This window comes from Mycolicibacterium rutilum, assembly GCF_900108565.1.
In the GTDB taxonomy this organism is placed as follows: domain Bacteria; phylum Actinomycetota; class Actinomycetes; order Mycobacteriales; family Mycobacteriaceae; genus Mycobacterium; species Mycobacterium rutilum.
The window spans coordinates 4,422,388-4,440,226 of record NZ_LT629971.1 but is presented as its reverse complement, the minus strand read 5'-3'; the positions used below and the strand labels follow the sequence as shown (position 1 = coordinate 4,440,226).

The following is a 17,839-nucleotide window of genomic DNA, read 5'->3' as shown; positions in this document are numbered from 1 at the left end:
GACTTTACTAGAAAGGTCACTCAAGAATAGTTGAGCGACCACTAAAGAAGGGTGCCGCCGCGATGCAGCAGCTCATGTTCGAAGCCGCGGGAAGCTACGCCTGGCGCGAGGCGCCCGACCCGGAACTCAGCGACCCCAAGCAGGCGATCGTGCGGCCGCTGGCGGTGGCGTGCTGCGATCTCGACGTGGCGGTGGCGCAGGGCCGGTTGCCGATGCCGTCGTGGCACGCGGTCGGCCACGAGGGAGTCGCCGAAGTGGTCGCAATCGGCGACGACGTGCGGGCCGTGTCCGTCGGTGATCGCGTCGTCGTGCCGTTTCAGATCAGTTGCGGGCACTGCGCAGCGTGCGTGCGCGGAGTGACCGGGTCCTGCGCTTCGCTCCCGCTGATGGCGATGTACGGGATGGCGCCGTTGGCCGGCTTCGACGGCGGCGGTTTCATGGCCGACCTCGTGCTGGTGCCCTACGCCGACGCGATGCTGGTGGCGGTGCCCGACGGCGCCGACCCGGTAGCCGTGGCGTCGATGTCGGACAACGTGCCGGACGGCTGGCGCGGCGTCGGTCCCTACCGCCGCGAACTCGAGGCGCTGCCGCCCGGCGACCGGCGCGTCCTGGTGCTGGGCCGGCTGTCCATCGGCCTGTATGCAGCGGCGACGGCGGTGGCGCTGGGCGTGCCCGTCGACTACGTCGACACCGACCCGAACCGCCTCGCGGTCGCCGAGAAGCTCGGCGCGACCGTGCACGACCGGGACAAGCCCGACAAGTCGGCGAAGCCGTACCCGGTGACTGTGCACACCACCGCGGACCCCGCGGTGCTGGCCGCCACGCTGCGCGTCACCTGGCCGGACGGGGTGTGCACCGACACCGGCATCTACGCCGAGGGGGCGGTTTCCCTGCCGATGCTGTCCATGTACACCCGGGGCGTCCGCCTGGTCACCGGACGCGTCAACGCCCGCGCGGCACTGCCGGACGTACTTGATCTACTTGCGGGACAGGCTATTTCGTCGGTCGTCGAAAGGGTGGTGCCGTGGGAAGAGGCGCCGTCGGCGTGGCCGGCGATGACCGGCAAGACGGTGTTCACCCGCGCGTAGCTCAGGCGACGTCGGCGACGAAGATCGCCATCCGGCCGACCTGCATCCGGGCCATCCGCGGCAGCCCGGTGCCGTCGCCGCCTGCCGGCACGATCCGGGGATTGACCAGGTGCAGCTCGCGCCGGCCGAGCCGCAGGTCGGCCTCGCCGGCGGCCAGCACGTTCCTCACCCAGTCGGTCTTGCCGTGGCCGAGCGCCACGGCGACGGTATCGCCGTCGCGATAGGCAGTGACGATCGTCTCGTACTGCTTGCCGGATTTGCGGCCGCGATGAATGACCGTCGACAGCCCCGGCATCACCTTCGCCAACGGGCGGACCATCTTGTTGAGGTATTTGACCTGCAGATTCTCGAACCACGGCGGGAACACCATGGGCACGCCGGGAGCGTTGTTGGGGTGCTCGCTGGCTCGCATGACGCCTCCATAACCGATTTGGTCTGCTCTGGGAGAATGGACAGCGTGAATGTATCGCCGGGGCCGATCGCCCGCATCGACTTGCGCAACCGCTCGCTGAGTGCGGCGCAGTTGCGGGCCGCGCTGCCCAGGGGCGGTGTCGACGTCGACGCGGTGCTGCCGCGGGTGCGCCCGATCGTCGACGCCGTCGCCGAGCGCGGCGCGCAGGCCGCCCTGGAGTACACCGAATCGTTCGACGGCGTGCGTCCCGCGCAGGTCAGGGTGCCGGCCGACCGGCTCGCGGCCGCGCTGGCCGCACTGCCCGCCGACGTGCGGGCCGCGCTGGAGGTCGCGATCGACCGCGCCCGCGCCGTGCACGCCGATCAGCGCCGCACCGACACCACCACCACGCTGGGCCCCGGCGCGACCGTCACCGAGCGCTGGGTGCCGGTCGAGCGGGTCGGCCTCTACGTGCCCGGCGGCAACGCCGTCTACCCGTCGAGCGTGGTGATGAACGTGGTGCCCGCGCAGACCGCAGGCGTGGACTCGCTGGTGATCGCCAGCCCGCCGCAGGCCGGCAACCCCGAGCCGTTCACCGGCCTGCCGCACCCCGCGATCCTGGCCGCGGCGGCACTGCTCGGCGTCGAGGAGGTGTGGGCGGTCGGCGGCGCGCAGTCCGTGGCGCTGCTCGCGTACGGCGGCACCGATACCAACGGCACCGAGCTCGCGCCGGTCGACATGATCACCGGCCCCGGCAACATCTATGTCACCGCCGCCAAGCGCATCTGCCGCTCGCAGGTCGGCATCGACGCGGAGGCGGGCCCGACCGAGATCGCGATCCTCGCCGACCACACCGCCGACCCGGTGCACGTCGCCGCCGATCTGATCAGCCAGGCCGAACACGACGAGATGGCGGCCAGCGTGCTGGTCACCCCCAGCGTGGACCTCGCCGACGCGACCGACCGCGAATTGCAGAACCAGCTGGCGACCACCGTGCACCACGAACGGGTCAATGCGGCGCTGGGCGGACGGCAGTCGGCGACCGTGCTGGTCGACGACCTCGACGCCGGGATCCGGACCGTCAACGCGTACGCCGCCGAGCATCTGGAGATCCAGACGGTCGACGCGCGCGAGGTCGCCGGCCGGATCCGGTCCGCGGGCGCGATCTTCGTCGGCCCGTATGCACCGGTCAGCCTGGGCGACTACTGCGCGGGCTCCAACCACGTGCTGCCGACGGCAGGCTGCGCCCGGCACTCGAGCGGATTGTCGGTGCAGACGTTCCTGCGCGGCATCCACGTCATCGACTACGACGAGGCGGCGCTCAAAGACGTCTCCGGGTACGTCATCACGCTCGCCGAAGCCGAGAACCTGCCCGCCCACGGCGAGGCGGTCCGGCGGAGGTTCGAAAGGTGAGCCTCGGAGACCAGGTGACGCTCGAGGATCTGCCGCTGCGGACCGACCTGCGCGGCAAATCGCCTTACGGCGCACCGCAGTTGGACGTGCCGGTGCGGTTGAACACCAACGAGAACCCGCACCCGCCGACCAAGGCGCTGATCGACGACGTGACCGCGTCGGTGGCCGCGGCCGCCGGTGACCTGCACCGCTACCCGGACCGCGACGCGGTGGCGCTGCGGACCGACCTGGCGCGCTACCTCGCCGCGCAGACCGGCAATCCCGTCACCGTCGAAAACCTCTGGGCGGCGAACGGTTCCAACGAGATCCTGCAGCAGCTGCTGCAGGCGTTCGGCGGGCCCGGGCGCAGCGCGATCGGTTTCGTGCCGTCGTACTCGATGCACCCGATCATCTCCGACGGCACCCAGACCCGGTGGCTGGTGGCCAACCGCGGCGACGACTTCGCCCTCGACGTGGAGGTGGCCGCAGCGGCCATCGGCGAGCACACCCCCGACATCGTCTTCGTCGCCAGCCCGAACAACCCGTCGGGACAGAGTGTTCCGCTCGAGGATCTGCGCCGCCTGCTGGAGGCGATGAGCACCGGCGTGATGATCGTCGACGAGGCGTACGGCGAGTTCTCCTCGCAGCCGAGCGCGGTGCGGCTGATCGAGGAGTTCCCCACCCGGTTGGTGGTGACCCGCACCATGAGCAAGGCGTTCGCGTTCGCCGGCGGCCGGCTGGGGTACCTGATCGCCGCGCCGGCCGTGATCGACGCCATGCTGCTGGTCCGCCTGCCGTACCACCTGTCATCGGTCACCCAGGCCGCCGCCCGCGCGGCGCTGCGCCACGCCGACGACACCCTCGGCAGCGTGGCAACCCTGATCGCCGAGCGCGAGCGGGTGACGAAGGCGCTGTCGGACATGGGGTTCCGGGTCATCCCGAGCGACGCCAACTTCGTGCTGTTCGGCGAGTTCGCCGACGCCGCCGCCAGCTGGCAGCGCTACCTCGACGAGGGCATCCTCATCCGCGACGTCGGGCTGCCCGGCTATCTGCGCGCCACCACCGGCCTGGCCGAGGAGAACGACGCGCTGCTGGCGGCCAGCGCGCGCCTGGCCGCAACCGAACTTTCGACACTAGGAGCAACGTGAACGAGCCTCGTCGGGCGACGATCGAGCGCAAGACCAAGGAAAGCGACATCGTCGTCGAACTGAACCTCGACGGCACCGGCCAGGTGCACATCGACACGGGCGTGCCGTTCTTCGACCACATGCTGACCTCGCTGGGCAGCCACGCGAGCTTCGACCTGACCGTGCGCGCCAAGGGCGACATCGAGATCGAGGGACACCACACGATCGAGGACACCGCGATCGTGCTGGGCCAGGCGCTCGGTCAGGCGCTCGGTGACAAGAAGGGCATCCGGCGGTTCGGCGACGCGTGGATCCCGATGGACGAGACGCTCACCCACGCGGCGGTCGACGTGTCGGGCCGGCCGTACTGCGTGCACACCGGCGAGCCGGATCACATGCTCCACTTCACGATCGCCGGTTCGCAGGCGCCGTACCACACCGTCGTCAACCGGCACGTGTTCGAGTCGCTCGCGCTCAACGCCCGGATCGCGCTGCACGTGCGCACGATCTACGGTCGCGACCCGCACCACATCACCGAGGCCCAGTACAAGGCGGTGGCCCGCGCGCTGCGCCAGGCTGTCGAATACGACCCGCGCGTCACCGGCGTGCCCTCGACCAAAGGCACACTGTGACAAACAAAGTCGTCATCCTGGATTACGGTTCGGGCAATCTGCGCTCCGCGCAGCGGGCACTGGAACGCGTCGGCGTCGACGTCGAGGTGACCGCCGACGCGGACGCGGCGATGAACGCCGACGGCCTGGTGGTGCCCGGGGTCGGCGCATTCGAAGCCTGCATGACCGGGCTGCGCAAGATCGACGGGGCCAAGCTGATCGCCGACCGGGTGGCCGCGGGCCGGCCCGTGCTCGGCGTCTGCGTGGGCATGCAGATCCTGTTCTCGCGCGGCGTCGAATTCGGGGTGGAGACCACCGGCTGCGGCCAGTGGCCCGGCTCGGTGGTGCGACTCGACGCGCCGGTGATCCCGCACATGGGATGGAACGTCGTCGACAGCCCGCAGGGCAGCACGCTGTTCGCCGGGATGGAGGCGGGCACCCGCTTCTACTTCGTGCACTCCTACGCCGCCCAGCAGTGGGAAGGCGATCCGGCCGCCAAGCTCACCTGGGCCACCCACCACGTGCCGTTCCTCGCCGCCGTCGAGGACGGGCCCCTGTCGGCGACGCAGTTCCACCCCGAGAAGAGCGGCGATGCCGGTGCCGCATTACTCGCAAACTGGGTGAAGGCATTAGGTTGACCACCGATGAGCGCTCGCGCGAAGAGGAGACCACCACAGTGCCGCAACGACTGATTCTTCTTCCCGCCGTCGACGTGGTCGACGGCCGCGCCGTGCGCCTCGTGCAGGGACAGGCGGGCAGCGAAACCGAGTACGGCTCCGCACTCGACGCGGCGCTGACCTGGCAGCGCGACGGGGCGGAGTGGATCCACCTCGTCGACCTCGACGCCGCGTTCGGCCGGGGCAGCAACCGCGAACTGCTGGCCGAGGTGGTCGGCAAGCTCGACGTCGCAGTCGAATTGTCCGGCGGCATCCGCGATGACGACTCGCTGTCGGCGGCGCTGGCCACCGGCTGCGCCCGGGTGAACCTGGGCACCGCGGCGCTGGAGAACCCGCAGTGGTGCGCCAAAGTGGTCGCCGAACACGGCGACAAGGTCGCGGTCGGCCTGGACGTCAAGATCTCCGACGGCGAGCACCGGCTGCGCGGCCGCGGCTGGGAGACCGACGGCGGCGACCTGTGGGACGTGCTGGATCGGCTTGACCGCGAGGGGTGTTCGCGCTTCGTCGTCACCGACGTCACCAAGGACGGCACGCTCAACGGGCCCAACCTGGACCTGCTCGCAAAGGTCACCGACCGCACCGACGCGCCGGTGATCGCCTCCGGCGGGGTGTCCAGCCTCGACGACCTGCGGGCCATCGCGACCCTGACCGACCGCGGCGTGGAGGGCGCGATCGTCGGAAAGGCGCTGTACGCGGGGCGCTTCACGCTTCCCGAGGCGCTCGCCGCGGTGGAGCGGTAGATGGCGCTGGACACCGCCGACCTCGACGCGTTGGTCGCCGAGGCCGCCCAGATCCTCGAGACCGCATCCACCCCCTTCATCGAGGGCCACCGCGCGGACAGCGCCGTGCAGAAGAAGGGCAACGACTTCGCGACCGAGGTGGACCTGGCGATCGAACGCCAGGTGGTCGAGGCGCTGACCCGCAGCACCGGTATCGGCGTGCACGGGGAGGAGTTCGGGGGCGAGGACCTCGAGTCGCCGCTGGTGTGGGTGCTCGACCCGATCGACGGCACGTTCAACTACGCCGCGGGTTCCCCGATGGCGGCGATCCTGTTGGGCCTGGTGCGCAACGGCGAACCCGTGGCCGGGCTGACGTGGGTGCCGTTCACCGGCGAGCGGTTCACCGCGGTCGTCGGGGGACCGCTGCGCAGCAACGGCGTCGAACAACCCGGGGTGACGCGCGCGGACCTGTCGGAGTCGATCGTCGGGGTCAGCACGTTCAACGTCGACTCCCGCGGCAAGGTGCCGGGCCGCTACCGCCTCGCGGTGATCGAGAGCCTGAGCAGGCAGTGCTCGCGGATGCGCATGCACGGCGCCACCGGCATCGACCTCGCCTACACGGCGGCCGGAATCCTCGGCGGAGCAATCAGTTTCGGCGGGCACGTGTGGGATCACGCCGCCGGGGTGGCGCTGATCCGCGCTGCCGGCGGTGTGGTGACGGATCTGATGGGCAACGACTGGACCGTCCGGTCGCCGTCGGCGCTCGCCGGGGTGCCCGGCACCCACGAACAGCTGCTCGATCTGCTGCGCGCGGTCGGCGACCCCCGGGACTTCTGATGAACCCGAAAGACCTGGCGGTGCGGATCATTCCCTGCCTGGACGTCGACGACGGCCGGGTGGTCAAGGGCGTCAACTTTGAAAACCTGCGCGACGCAGGCGATCCCGTGGAGTTGGCCGCCGCCTACGACGCCGAGGGCGCCGACGAGTTGACGTTTCTGGACGTCACCGCGTCGTCATCGGGCCGGGCCACGATGCTCGAGGTGGTCAAGCGGACCGCCGAGCAGGTGTTCATCCCGTTGACCGTCGGCGGTGGGGTGCGGTCGGTGGCTGACGTCGACGTGCTGCTGCGCGCCGGCGCCGACAAGGTGGCGGTCAACACCGCCGCGATCGCGCGCCCGGAACTGCTGGCCGAGTTGTCGCGGCAGTTCGGCTCGCAGTGCATCGTGCTGTCGGTGGACGCGCGCACGGTGCCCCAGGACCAGGAGCCCACGGCGTCGGGATGGGAGGTCACCACGCACGGCGGGCGGCGGGGGACCGGTATCGACGCGGTCGAATGGGCCACCCGCGGAGCCGAACTCGGTGTCGGTGAGATCCTGCTGAACTCGATGGATTTCGACGGCACCAAGGCCGGTTTCGACCTGCCGATGATCAAGGCGGTGCGCGGCGCGGTGAACGTCCCGGTGATCGCCAGCGGTGGTGCGGGTGCGCCCGAGCATTTCGCGCCCGCGGTCGGCGCGGGTGCGGACGCGGTGCTGGCCGCCAGCGTGTTCCACTTCCGCGAACTGACGATCGGTCAGGTGAAGGCGGCGATGGCGGCCGAAGGGATCACCGTCCGATGACACTTGATGCGTCGATCGCGTCGCGGCTCAAGCGCGACGGCAACGGGCTGATCACCGCCGTCGTGCAGGAACGCGGCACCGGTCAGGTGCTGATGGTCGCGTGGATGGACGACATCGCGCTCGCCCGCACCCTGGAAACCCGTCGGGCGACGTACTTTTCGCGGTCCCGCCAGCAGCACTGGGTCAAGGGCGAGACCTCCGGGCACACGCAGTATGTGCACTCGGTGCGGCTGGACTGCGACGGCGACACGGTGCTGCTCGAGGTCGACCAGGTCGACGGCGCCTGCCACACCGGCGACCACACCTGCTTCGACGCCGACCAGTTGCTCGCTCCGGAGCAGTGAACGTCAGACGTCGATGATGCGGGTGGCTTTCGCGCGCGCGGTCCATCGACCCTCGTCGTAACCGACCACAACCGGGTGGGCGAACGCGGCGCTGACGTTGTCGGTGGTCACCGTCTCCCGCGCCGGACCCGCTGCGACCGTGCGTCCCTCGGCGATCAGCAGGGCGTGCGTCGTCGTCGTCGGCAGTTCCTCGAGGTGATGGGTGACCAGGATCGAGGCCACGTCGGGGTGCGTCTCGTCGAGCGAGTCCAGCGTCTCCAGCAACTGCTCGCGGGCGGCCACGTCGAGCCCCGTCGTCGGTTCGTCGAGCAACAGCAGCTTCGGCTCGGCCACCAGTGCCCGCGCGATCAACGTCCGTCCCCGCTCGCCCTGCGACAGCGTCGCCCACCCATCAGTCGCCTTGTGCGTCAAGCCCACTGCGTCGATCATCGCCTCGGCGCGCGCGATCTCCGCGGCGCTCGGCGTCCACCGCATCGGGATGTCGATGGTCGCCGTGATGCCGGTCAGCACGACCTCACGGACAGTCAGCGAGTACTGCAGCCGGTGCCGCGGGTTGACGTGGCCGATCGAGTGGCGCAGTCGGGCCAGGTCGACCCGGCCCATCTGCTCGCCGAGGATGCGCACCGTACCGCTGCTGGGGAACTGCACCGCGGCGCAGAACCCGAGCAGCGTGCTCTTGCCCGCGCCGTTCGGGCCGAGCAGCGTCCAGTGTTCACCCGCGTGCACGCTCAACGAGATGCCGTCGATGATTTGTTTGCCGTCGCGGCGAAACGTCACGTCGGCGAGTTCGAGAACCGGTGTCATACGCGTTGCCGCAGCACCTCGAGTGCCTTATCCGCGTGGCCGTCCATGTTGATCTCCGAGGCGATGACCGCCAGCACGGTGCGATCCGTGTCGATCACGAACGTGGTCCGTTTGACCGGCATGAACTTGCCCAGCAGACCCCGCTTGACGCCGAACTGGGCGGCCACCGTCCCGTCGGCGTCCGACAGCAGTGGATAGTCGAAGTTCTGTTTGGTCGCGAACTCGGCCTGCTTGTCGACCGCGTCGGTGCTGATGCCCACCCGGCTGGCGCCGACGGCCGCGAATTCGGAAGCCAGATCCCGGAAGTGGCAGGCTTCCTTCGTGCAGCCCGGCGTCATCGCCGCCGGGTAGAAGAACAACACGATCGGCCCGTCGGCGAGCAACTCGGTGAGCGAGCGGACCGCACCCGTCTGGTCCGGCAGCTGGAAATCGGCAACGCTGTCACCCTGCTTCATGATCGACCACGCTACGCCGCGCACGCCCAGACCGACGTTTTGGTTGGTTCAAGGCCGCCAGATCGACCATTGCGTCGGTTTCGAGGACGGAAAACCGTTGGTGCCGATGGTCGCCTGCATGCGAACCTCGTGACGATGTTCGCGACCGACGGATACCTCAAGATCGAACAGGCGGCGCCGCGTGCGGTGGCCGACGCGGCGCGGGCGGTGCTGTGGCGCCAGCTAGGGCTCTCACCCGACGCGCCCGAGTCCTGGACCGAGCCGGTGCGCTGGGCGGCCGACATGACCGGCGAAGGCCCGTTCGGTGAGCTGGTCCGCAGCCCGAAACTCGCTGCGGCACTGGATCAGATCTGCGGTGTCGGCGGCTGGACGCCGCGGGGATCGCTCGGCAACATCCCGGTGCGCTTCCCGGTGTCGCGGCCCGCCGAGGACCGCGGCTGGCACATCGACGCCAACACCCCGCTGCCCGACGGTTCCTGGGCGGTGACCGGACGCCCACACACCGTCCTGCTGCTCACGCTGCTCTCCGAGGTCGGTCCCGACGACGCGCCGACCCGCATCAGGGTCGGATCGCACCGCGATGTCGCCCAGGTGCTGGGGCCCGAACCGGTCGAACTCGCCGAGATGGGCCGCCTCGTCGACGAGGCGAGCGCGTCGCGTCCGGTGATCTACGCCACCGGCGCGCCGGGCGACATGTATCTGCTGCACCCGTTCACCGCGCACGCAGCCGACGAGCATCGGGGCAGCACACCGCGGTTCATGGCGCAGTCGCCGGTGATGCTGACCGCGTCTGGGACACTTGACGGGTGCAGACAACCGCCAACCCGCTGGCGATAACCACCTCGCGTGAGGACTTCCGCGCGCTGGCCGCAGGCCACCGCGTGGTGCCGGTGACCCGCAAGGTGCTCGCCGACAGCGAGACCCCGTTGTCGGCGTACCGCAAGCTGGCGGCCAACCGGCCCGGAACGTTCCTGCTCGAGTCCGCCGAGAACGGCCGGTCGTGGTCGCGCTGGTCGTTCATCGGCGCCGGCGCCCCGTCGGCGTTGACCGTGCGTGACGGCGAGGCGGGGTGGCTGGGGACGACGCCCCAGGACGCGCCCAGCGGCGGAGACCCGCTGCAGGCGCTGCGCGCGACGCTGGAACTGCTCAAGACCGAACCCGTGCCGGGCCTGCCGCCGCTGTCGAGCGGGCTGGTCGGCTTCTTCGCCTACGACATGGTGCGCCGGCTGGAGAAACTGCCGACGCTGGCCGTCGACGACCTGCACCTGCCGGACATGCTGCTGCTGCTGGCCACCGACATCGCCGCCGTCGACCACCACGAGGGCACGATCACGCTGATCGCCAACGCGGTCAACTGGAACGGCACCGACGAACGGGTCGACTGGGCCTACGACGACGCCGTGGCCCGCCTCGACGTGATGACCGCCGCGCTCGGCGAGCACCTGCCGTCGACGGTCGCGACGTTCAGCCGACCCGAACCCACCCACCGGGCGCAGCGCACGGTCGAGGAGTACGGCGCGATCGTCGAGAAACTCGTACGCGACATCGAAGCCGGCGAGGCGTTCCAGGTGGTGCCCTCGCAGCGCTTCGAGATGGACACCAGCGCCGACCCGCTCGACGTGTACCGGATGCTGCGGGTGTCCAACCCCAGCCCGTACATGTATCTGCTCAACGTGCCCGACGCCGCCGGCGGTCTGGACTTCTCGATCGTCGGCTCCAGCCCCGAGGCGCTGGTGACCGTCAAGGACGGTCGGGCCACCACGCACCCGATCGCGGGCACCCGGTGGCGCGGCGCGACCGAGGAGGAAGACCTGCTGCTCGAGAAGGAGCTGCAGAGCGACGAGAAGGAACGCGCCGAACACCTGATGCTGGTCGACCTCGGCCGCAACGATCTCGGCCGGGTCTGCCAGCCCGGCACGGTGCGCGTCGAGGACTACAGCCACATCGAGCGCTACAGCCACGTCATGCATCTCGTGTCGACGGTCACCGGCTTGCTGGCCGAGGGCAGGACCGCGCTCGACGCGGTGACCGCATGCTTCCCGGCGGGCACGCTCTCCGGTGCGCCGAAGGTGCGCGCGATGGAGTTGATCGAGGAGGTCGAGAAGACCCGTCGCGGGCTCTACGGCGGTGTGCTGGGCTATCTCGACTTCGCCGGCAACGCCGACTTCGCGATCGCCATCCGCACCGCGCTGATGCGCAACGGCACCGCCTACGTGCAGGCCGGCGGCGGCGTCGTCGCCGATTCGAACGGCCCCTACGAGTACACCGAGGCGTCCAACAAGGCGCGCGCGGTGCTCAACGCCATCGCCGCGGCCGAGACCCTGACCGAGCCATGATCAGGGCCGCGCAGCTGGGACTCGTGCTCGCCGCCGCGGCGCTGTGGGGCGCGTCGAGGCTGACGTGGGTCGACGTGACGTCGTTCGACGGTCTGGGCCAGCCCAAGACGGTCGCGCTGTCCGGTGGCACGTGGTCGACGGCGCTGGTCCCGCTCGCAGTTCTGCTGCTGGCCGCGGCGGTCGCGGCGCTCGCGGTGCGCGGCTGGCCGCTGCGGGCGCTGGCCGTGCTGGTCGCCCTGACCAGCGCCGGGACCGGGTACTTGGCCGTCAGCCTGTGGGTGATCGACGACGTCGCGGTGCGGGCGTCGCACCTCGCCGAAGCCCCGGTCGCCGACATCGTCGGCACCCAACGTCACTACGCCGGCGCGGTGATCACCGTCGTCGCCGCGGTGCTCACGCTGGCCTGCGCGGTGCTGATGGTGCGGGCGGCCCGCAGCGACCCGTCCGGCGCCGCCCGGTACAGCCGCCGCAGCACCGCCGCGCGCCAGGACGATCCGGCCGAGGCGATGTCCGAGCGGGCCATCTGGGACGCCCTCGACGAGGGCTCCGATCCGACCCGGGATCCGACCGATCCAGACAACAAGGGCCGGTGATCGCCGATGCTGTGGTGGCGACTACCCTTCGTGGTTGAAGATCGTCCGGTCATGTCGGGGGAAGGAAAGCGGCACTCATGAGTTCGGCAACCGTGCTCGACTCGATCATCGAGGGAGTTCGTGCCGACGTCGCTGCCCGCGAAGAGCTCATCCCGCTCGCCGAGATCAAGGCCAAGGCCAAGGACGCACCGCCGCCGCTGGACGTGATGGCGGCGCTGCGTGCACCGGGCATCGCGGTGATCGCCGAAGTCAAGCGCGCCAGCCCGTCGCGCGGTGAACTGGCCGCCATCGCCGACCCCGCGGATCTGGCCCGCGCCTACGAGAGCGGCGGCGCGCGGGTGATCAGCGTGCTGACCGAACAGCGCCGGTTCAACGGCTCGCTCGCCGACCTCGACGCCGTGCGCGCCGCGGTGTCAATCCCGGTGCTGCGCAAGGATTTCATCGTGCGGCCGTACCAGATCCACGAGGCGCGTGCCCACGGCGCAGACATGCTGCTGTTGATCGTCGCGGCGCTGGAGCAGCCGGTGCTCGAATCGCTGCTGGAGCGCACCGAGTCGCTGGGCATGACCGCGCTCGTCGAGGTGCACACCGAGGAGGAGGCCGACCGGGCGCTGTCCGCCGGTGCCACCGTGATCGGCGTCAACGCCCGCGATCTGAAGACCCTCAGCGTCGACCGGGACTGCTTCGCGCGGATCGCGCCGGGCCTGCCGTCCGGCGTCATCCGCGTGGCGGAGTCCGGTGTGCGGGGGACGGCAGACCTGCTCGCCTACGCCGGCGCCGGTGCCGACGCGGTACTCGTCGGCGAGGGACTGGTCACCAGCGGTGATCCCCGCACCGCCGTCGCCGATCTCGTCACCGCAGGCACGCATCCGTCGTGCCCCAAGCCCTCGCGGTGAGCCGTGGCCGACAACGCCGGGCCTGAACTGCCCCGTTCCAGTGCGGCCGTGGCCGAGCCGACCCCGCATGACCCCGACGAGCGCGGCCACTTCGGTGTCTACGGCGGCCGCCTGGTCGCCGAGGCGCTGATGGCGGTGATCGAGGAGGTCACCTCGGCGTACGAGAAGGCCCGCGGCGATCAGACGTTCCTCGACGAACTGGACCGGCTGCAGCAGCACTACAGCGGCCGCCCCTCGCCGCTGTACGAGGCCGAGCGGCTGTCGGAGCACGCCGGGGAAGCCCGGATCTTCCTGAAGCGAGAAGATCTCAACCACACCGGATCCCACAAGATCAACAACGTCCTGGGCCAGGCGCTGCTGGCGCGGCAGATGGGCAAGACCCGGGTGATCGCCGAGACCGGCGCCGGACAGCACGGTGTGGCGACCGCGACGGCGTGCGCGCTGCTGGGGCTCGAGTGCGTCATCTACATGGGCGCTGTGGACACCGCGCGCCAGGCGCTCAACGTGGCGCGGATGCGACTGCTGGGCGCGACGGTCGTCTCGGTCGAGGCCGGATCGAAGACGCTCAAGGACGCCATCAACGAGGCGTTCCGCGACTGGGTCACCAACGCCGACAACACCTACTACTGCTTCGGCACCGCCGCCGGACCGCATCCGTTCCCGACGATGGTGCGCGATTTCCAACGCGTGATCGGGCTGGAGGCGCGCGCGCAGATCCTGGCGCAGGCGGGGCGGTTGCCCGACGCGGTGACCGCGTGCATCGGCGGCGGGTCGAACGCGATCGGGATCTTCCACGCTTTCATCGACGATCCCAACGTGCGGCTCGTCGGATACGAGGCCGCCGGTGACGGGGTCGAAACCGGCCGGCACGCAGCGACTTTCACGGGTGGTTCACCCGGGGCGTTCCAGGGTTCGTTCTCCTACCTGCTGCAGGACGACGACGGCCAGACCATCGAATCGCATTCGATCTCAGCGGGTTTGGATTATCCGGGCGTCGGTCCCGAGCACGCGTTCCTCAAGGACACCGGTCGCGCGGAGTACCGTCCCATCACCGACAGCGAGGCGATGGACGCGTTCTCGTTGCTCTGCCGCACCGAGGGGATCATCCCGGCGATCGAATCCGCGCACGGCCTCGCGGGCGCACTGAAGCTGGGTCGCGAGCTCGGCCGCGGTTCGATCGTGTTGGTGAACCTGTCGGGCCGCGGGGACAAGGACGTCGAAACCGCCGCGAAATGGTTCGGGTTGCTGGACGGTGCGCCGTGAGCCGGTTGGGACCGATGTTCGACGCCTGCCGTGCCGAAGAACGCTCCACGTTCATCGGCTACCTGCCGACCGGCTTCCCGGACGTGCCGACTTCCATCTCCGCGATGACCACCCTCGTCGAAAACGGTTGCGACGTCGTGGAAGTCGGGATCGCGTATTCCGACCCCGGCATGGACGGCCCGGTCATCGCGGCGGCGACGGATGTCGCGTTGCGCGGTGGTGTGCGGGTGCGGGACGCGCTGGCAGCGGTCGAGGCGATCAGCAACGCGGGCGGACGCGCCGTCGTGATGACGTACTGGAATCCCGTACTGAAGTGGGGCATCGACGCTTTCGCGCGGGACCTGGCGGCGGCCGGCGGCCTCGGCCTGATCACGCCGGACCTGATCCCCGAAGAGGCCGACGAGTGGATGGCAGCATCGGAGACGCACGATCTGGACCGGATCTTCCTGGTGGCGCCGTCGTCGACGCCGGAGCGGCTGGCGATGACGGTCAACGCGTCGCGCGGCTTCGTCTACGCCGCCTCGACGATGGGAGTCACTGGCGCGCGCGATGCGGTGTCCAACGCGGCACCGGAATTGGTGCGACGGGTCAAAGAGGTCTCGGACATCCCGGTCGGCGTGGGCCTGGGCGTCAGGTCGGCCGAACAGGCCGCGCAGATCGGCGCGTACGCCGACGGGGTCATCGTGGGTTCGGCTTTGGTGTCGGCGCTGCAGACCGGCCTCGACGCGGTCGCGGCGCTGACCGCGGAACTCGCTGACGGAGTTCGGCAGAGGATCTCTGCGTGACGACGACCTTCTTGGCGGCGATCCCCAGCCCCGCGCAGGGCGTCTGGCACATCGGGCCGGTTCCGCTGCGGGCGTACGCGTTGTTCATCATCGTCGGCATCATCGCGGCACTCGTCATCGGCGACCGCCGGTGGGAGGCGCGTGGCGGTGAGCGGGGCGTCATCTACGACATCGCGTTGTGGGCGGTGCCGTTCGGTCTGATCGGTGGCCGGCTGTACCACGTGATGACCGATTGGTGGCGGTACTTCGGCGAGAACGGAGCCGGGCTGGCCGGGGTCTTCCGGATCTGGGACGGCGGTCTCGGAATCTGGGGAGCGGTCGCGCTCGGTGGCGTCGGCGCATGGATCGCCTGTCGGCGGCGGGGGATACCGCTGCCCGCGTTCGGGGACGCGATCGCGCCGGGAATCGTGCTGGCGCAGGCGATCGGGCGCATCGGCAACTACTTCAACCAGGAGCTGTGGGGCGCCCCGACGACGCTGCCGTGGGCGCTGGAGATCTATGAGCGGCGCGACGCCTCGGGTGCGCTCGACAACCTCAACGGTGTGTCGACCGGCGAGGTGGTGCACCTCGTCCATCCGACGTTCCTCTACGAACTGCTGTGGAACCTGCTGGTTTTCGCGGTGCTCATCTACGTCGACCGGCGCTTCAAGTTCGGCCACGGCCGGCTGTTCGCGATGTATGTGGCGGGTTACTGCCTGGGCCGGTTCTGGATCGAACTGCTGCGGGTCGACGACGCCACGTTGATCGACGGCGTCCGGATCAACTCGTTCACGTCGACATTCGTGTTCATCGGCGCCGTGGTGTACATCATGGTCGCGCCGAAGGGTCGTGAAGACCCGGCCACACTCCAGGGCGACGATCGCGCCGAGGACCTGACCGAAGAACTCGCGGCTGTCGGCGCTACTGCGGGTGTTGTGGCCGCGGCGAAAGCTGCTGCGGCCGATGAGGAAGAGGATCTCAAGGCCGCCGAGGACGAGGCGACTCGAGAGATCGCGGCCGAAGACTTCGGCGCCGACGTCGCCGGTGTGCCCGCCGACGATCTGGAGGAAGCCGAGGAGTTCGCGCTGGAGGGCGACGACCCCGAAGCCACGTCCGACACCGCGGAAGCCGTCGCGGAGGCAGAGGAACTCGCCGACGACGTGGCCGTCGCACCTGCCGAGGAAATCCTGGAGGCTGAGGAGTTCGCCGAAGCCGGTGAAGCCGCGGATGCCGAAGCTGGGCTCGGCGCCGTTGAGGGTGAGGAAGCGTCCGACGCCTTGGCGGATGCGGCTGAAGCGCACGACGCGGCTGTTGAGGGCGAGGCGGAGGCCGCCGAGCTGGCCGAGGAAGCCAGCTCCGGTGAGGAACCCGCAGAGGCGGAGGCCGGCCTTGGCGCTGTTGAGGGTGAGGAAGCCTCCGACGCCTTGGCCGACGCATCTGAGGCCCACGACGCGGCTGTTGAGGGCGAAGCTGAAGCCGCCGAGCTGGCCGAAGAAGCCAGCGCCGCCGAGGAACCCGCAGAGGCGGAGGCCGGGCTTGGCGCTGTTGAGGGTGAGGAAGCCTCCGACGCCTTGGCCGACGCATCTGAGGCCCACGACGCTGCCGTCGAGGGCGAAGCTGAGGCCGCCGAGCTGGCCGAGGAAGCCAGCGCCGCCGAGGAGACGCCCGAGGCTGTCGCCGAGGCTGAAGAACTGGCCGATGAGGTGGCCGCGGCGCCTGCCGAGGAGATCGCGGAGGCTGAGGAGTTCGCCGAAGCCGGCGAAGCCGCAGAGGCCGAGGCTGGGCTTGGCGCTGTCGAGGGTGAGGAAGCCTCCGACGCCTTGGCCGACGCATCTGAGGCCCACGACGCTGCCGTCGACGGCGAAGCTGAGGCCGCCGAGCTGGCCGAGGAAGCCAGCGCCGCCGACGAACCCGCAGAGGCGGAGGCTGGGCTTGGCGCTGTCGAGGGTGAGGAAGCCTCCGACGCCTTGGCCGACGCATCTGAGGCCCACGACGCTGCCGTCGACGGCGAAGCTGAAGCCACCGAGGTGGCTGAGGAGGCCAGTACCGACGAGGAAACGCCCGAGGAAATCGCGGAGGCTGAGGAGTTCGCCGATGCCGGTGACGCCGCGGATGCCGAAGCTGGGCTTGGCGCCGTCGAGGGTGAGGAAGCGTCCGAAGCCTTGGCCGATGCGTCCGAGGCCCACGACGCCGCCGTAGAAGGCGAAGCCGAGGCCGCCGAGGTGGCTGAGGAGGCCAGCTCCGGCGATGAGACGCCCGAGGCTGTCGCGGAGGCTGAAGAACTGGCCGATGAGGTGGCCGCGGCGCCTGCCGAGGAGATCGCGGAGGCTGAGGAGTTCGCCGAAGCCGGCGAAGCCGCAGAGGCCGAAGCCGGGTTGGGCGCGGTCGAGGGTGAGGAAGCCTCCGACGCCTTGGCCGGTGCGTCCGAGGCCCACGACGCCGCCGTAGGAGGCGAAGCCGAGGCCGCCGAGCTGGCCGAGGAAGCCGAAGCTGCCAACGAAGCCGAGGCCGGCGACGCAGACGAAGCCGAAGCCGATCTGGGCGCTGTCGAGGGCGAGGAGGCAGACGACGCCCCAGCCGACGAGTCGGGGGCTCGCGAGTCAGCTGTTGATCAGACAGGCGCTGACACCTCCGAAACCGTAACTCCCGCTGCACAATCCACCGCCGAGTCTGGTGGTCGCGTTCGTCGCTGGCTGCGCGCCCGACGTAATCGCTAGAACGAATCTCGAGTTATCCACAGGCGAAGTTTTTCTTCGCCCC

The 17,839-nt window shown here is 70.0% G+C and carries 19 protein-coding genes; 16 read left to right on the top strand and 3 right to left on the bottom strand.

All coding sequences use genetic code 11. From position 1 onward, the window contains the following. Window positions 1–62 precede the first annotated feature (62 nt). On the top strand, window positions 63–1,088 hold the full coding sequence (locus tag BLW81_RS21615) for a zinc-dependent alcohol dehydrogenase (protein WP_083408947.1): 1,026 nt from the start codon (window positions 63–65) through the stop codon (window positions 1,086–1,088). Window position 1,089: 1 nt separating this feature from the next. Here the strand turns inward: BLW81_RS21615 and BLW81_RS21610 are convergent, their stop codons facing one another. After that, entirely contained in the window at window positions 1,090–1,500 is a 411-nt protein-coding gene (locus BLW81_RS21610; protein WP_083408946.1) for a nitroreductase family deazaflavin-dependent oxidoreductase, read from the bottom strand. Window positions 1,501–1,536: 36 nt separating this feature from the next. Between BLW81_RS21610 and hisD the strand changes: the two genes are divergently transcribed. The 8 genes from hisD to hisI are packed head-to-tail and all read left to right on the top strand — an operon-like array spanning window position 1,537 to window position 7,968. After that, a complete protein-coding gene (hisD, locus tag BLW81_RS21605; protein WP_173839657.1) occupies window positions 1,537–2,892 on the top strand; it encodes a histidinol dehydrogenase in 1,356 nt (451 codons plus the stop codon). Then, window positions 2,889–4,019, top strand: coding sequence for a histidinol-phosphate transaminase (locus BLW81_RS21600; protein WP_083408945.1), 1,131 nt, complete (start codon window positions 2,889–2,891; stop codon window positions 4,017–4,019). Before hisD ends, BLW81_RS21600 begins: the two co-directional genes overlap by 4 nt. Continuing rightward, window positions 4,016–4,630 carry an imidazoleglycerol-phosphate dehydratase HisB gene (gene hisB, locus BLW81_RS21595; RefSeq protein WP_083408944.1) on the top strand — a complete coding sequence of 205 codons (615 nt, stop codon included), beginning with the start codon at window positions 4,016–4,018 and terminating at the stop codon, window positions 4,628–4,630. The genes BLW81_RS21600 and hisB overlap by 4 nt, the downstream gene beginning before the upstream one ends. Beyond that, window positions 4,627–5,247, top strand: coding sequence for an imidazole glycerol phosphate synthase subunit HisH (gene hisH, locus BLW81_RS21590; RefSeq protein ID WP_083408943.1), 621 nt, complete (start codon window positions 4,627–4,629; stop codon window positions 5,245–5,247). The genes hisB and hisH overlap by 4 nt, the downstream gene beginning before the upstream one ends. Continuing rightward, window positions 5,244–6,026, top strand: a complete 783-nt coding sequence (gene priA, locus BLW81_RS21585; protein WP_407662280.1) for a bifunctional 1-(5-phosphoribosyl)-5-((5-phosphoribosylamino)methylideneamino)imidazole-4-carboxamide isomerase/phosphoribosylanthranilate isomerase PriA — start codon at window positions 5,244–5,246, stop codon at window positions 6,024–6,026. Before hisH ends, priA begins: the two co-directional genes overlap by 4 nt. Further along, a complete protein-coding gene (locus BLW81_RS21580; RefSeq protein WP_083408942.1) occupies window positions 6,027–6,842 on the top strand; it encodes an inositol monophosphatase family protein in 816 nt (271 codons plus the stop codon). Beyond that, complete coding sequence (hisF, locus tag BLW81_RS21575) at window positions 6,842–7,624, top strand: imidazole glycerol phosphate synthase subunit HisF (RefSeq protein WP_083408941.1); 783 nt, start codon at window positions 6,842–6,844, stop codon at window positions 7,622–7,624. The genes BLW81_RS21580 and hisF overlap by 1 nt, the downstream gene beginning before the upstream one ends. After that, on the top strand, window positions 7,621–7,968 hold the full coding sequence (gene hisI / locus BLW81_RS21570; RefSeq protein ID WP_083408940.1) for a phosphoribosyl-AMP cyclohydrolase: 348 nt from the start codon (window positions 7,621–7,623) through the stop codon (window positions 7,966–7,968). Before hisF ends, hisI begins: the two co-directional genes overlap by 4 nt. A 3-nt stretch (window positions 7,969–7,971) precedes the next feature. On the opposite strand, the gene BLW81_RS21565 is transcribed toward hisI, so the two are convergent. After that, a complete protein-coding gene (locus BLW81_RS21565; RefSeq protein WP_083408939.1) occupies window positions 7,972–8,772 on the bottom strand; it encodes an ABC transporter ATP-binding protein in 801 nt (266 codons plus the stop codon). Beyond that, complete coding sequence (locus BLW81_RS21560; protein WP_083408938.1) at window positions 8,769–9,227, bottom strand: peroxiredoxin; 459 nt, start codon at window positions 9,225–9,227, stop codon at window positions 8,769–8,771. The genes BLW81_RS21565 and BLW81_RS21560 overlap by 4 nt, the downstream gene beginning before the upstream one ends. Window positions 9,228–9,362: 135 nt before the next feature. Between BLW81_RS21560 and BLW81_RS21555 the strand changes: the two genes are divergently transcribed. The 7 genes from BLW81_RS21555 (at window position 9,363) to lgt (ending at window position 17,796) form a co-directional block, all read left to right on the top strand. Beyond that, on the top strand, window positions 9,363–10,064 hold the full coding sequence (locus BLW81_RS21555) for a phytanoyl-CoA dioxygenase family protein (protein ID WP_083408937.1): 702 nt from the start codon (window positions 9,363–9,365) through the stop codon (window positions 10,062–10,064). After that, window positions 10,034–11,563: an anthranilate synthase component I gene (locus BLW81_RS21550; protein WP_083408936.1), complete on the top strand. Its 1,530-nt coding sequence runs from the start codon at window positions 10,034–10,036 to the stop codon at window positions 11,561–11,563. The genes BLW81_RS21555 and BLW81_RS21550 overlap by 31 nt, the downstream gene beginning before the upstream one ends. Next, the gene (locus tag BLW81_RS21545) at window positions 11,560–12,156 is read left to right on the top strand and encodes a TIGR02234 family membrane protein (RefSeq protein WP_083408935.1); all 597 of its coding nucleotides are present in this window, start codon (window positions 11,560–11,562) and stop codon (window positions 12,154–12,156) included. The genes BLW81_RS21550 and BLW81_RS21545 overlap by 4 nt, the downstream gene beginning before the upstream one ends. 77 nt (window positions 12,157–12,233) lie before the next feature. Beyond that, entirely contained in the window at window positions 12,234–13,052 is an 819-nt protein-coding gene (trpC, locus tag BLW81_RS21540) for an indole-3-glycerol phosphate synthase TrpC (protein WP_083408934.1), read from the top strand. A 3-nt stretch (window positions 13,053–13,055) separates the two neighbouring features. After that, on the top strand, window positions 13,056–14,315 hold the full coding sequence (gene trpB, locus BLW81_RS21535) for a tryptophan synthase subunit beta (protein ID WP_083408933.1): 1,260 nt from the start codon (window positions 13,056–13,058) through the stop codon (window positions 14,313–14,315). Beyond that, complete coding sequence (gene trpA / locus BLW81_RS21530; protein ID WP_083408932.1) at window positions 14,312–15,100, top strand: tryptophan synthase subunit alpha; 789 nt, start codon at window positions 14,312–14,314, stop codon at window positions 15,098–15,100. The genes trpB and trpA overlap by 4 nt, the downstream gene beginning before the upstream one ends. Further along, window positions 15,097–17,796, top strand: a complete 2,700-nt coding sequence (gene lgt, locus BLW81_RS21525) for a prolipoprotein diacylglyceryl transferase (RefSeq protein WP_083408931.1) — start codon at window positions 15,097–15,099, stop codon at window positions 17,794–17,796. Before trpA ends, lgt begins: the two co-directional genes overlap by 4 nt. The last annotated feature ends 43 nt before the right edge of the window (window positions 17,797–17,839 follow it).

What these genes read in the sequence shown, in the direction of transcription:
- hisI (WP_083408940.1), top strand. Translation starts at nt 7,621, where the DNA reads ATGACACTTGATGCGTCGATCGCGTCGCGGCTCAAGCGCGACGGCAAC.
- BLW81_RS21610 (WP_083408946.1), bottom strand. Translation starts at nt 1,500, where the DNA reads ATGCGAGCCAGCGAGCACCCCAACAACGCTCCCGGCGTGCCCATGGTG.
- hisF (WP_083408941.1), top strand. Translation starts at nt 6,842, where the DNA reads ATGAACCCGAAAGACCTGGCGGTGCGGATCATTCCCTGCCTGGACGTC.
- BLW81_RS21615 (WP_083408947.1), top strand. Translation starts at nt 63, where the DNA reads ATGCAGCAGCTCATGTTCGAAGCCGCGGGAAGCTACGCCTGGCGCGAG.
- BLW81_RS21560 (WP_083408938.1), bottom strand. Translation starts at nt 9,227, where the DNA reads ATGAAGCAGGGTGACAGCGTTGCCGATTTCCAGCTGCCGGACCAGACG.
- BLW81_RS21555 (WP_083408937.1), top strand. Translation starts at nt 9,363, where the DNA reads ATGTTCGCGACCGACGGATACCTCAAGATCGAACAGGCGGCGCCGCGT.
- BLW81_RS21545 (WP_083408935.1), top strand. Translation starts at nt 11,560, where the DNA reads ATGATCAGGGCCGCGCAGCTGGGACTCGTGCTCGCCGCCGCGGCGCTG.
- trpC (WP_083408934.1), top strand. Translation starts at nt 12,234, where the DNA reads ATGAGTTCGGCAACCGTGCTCGACTCGATCATCGAGGGAGTTCGTGCC.
- BLW81_RS21565 (WP_083408939.1), bottom strand. Translation starts at nt 8,772, where the DNA reads ATGACACCGGTTCTCGAACTCGCCGACGTGACGTTTCGCCGCGACGGC.
- BLW81_RS21580 (WP_083408942.1), top strand. Translation starts at nt 6,027, where the DNA reads ATGGCGCTGGACACCGCCGACCTCGACGCGTTGGTCGCCGAGGCCGCC.
- hisD (WP_173839657.1), top strand. Translation starts at nt 1,537, where the DNA reads ATGGACAGCGTGAATGTATCGCCGGGGCCGATCGCCCGCATCGACTTG.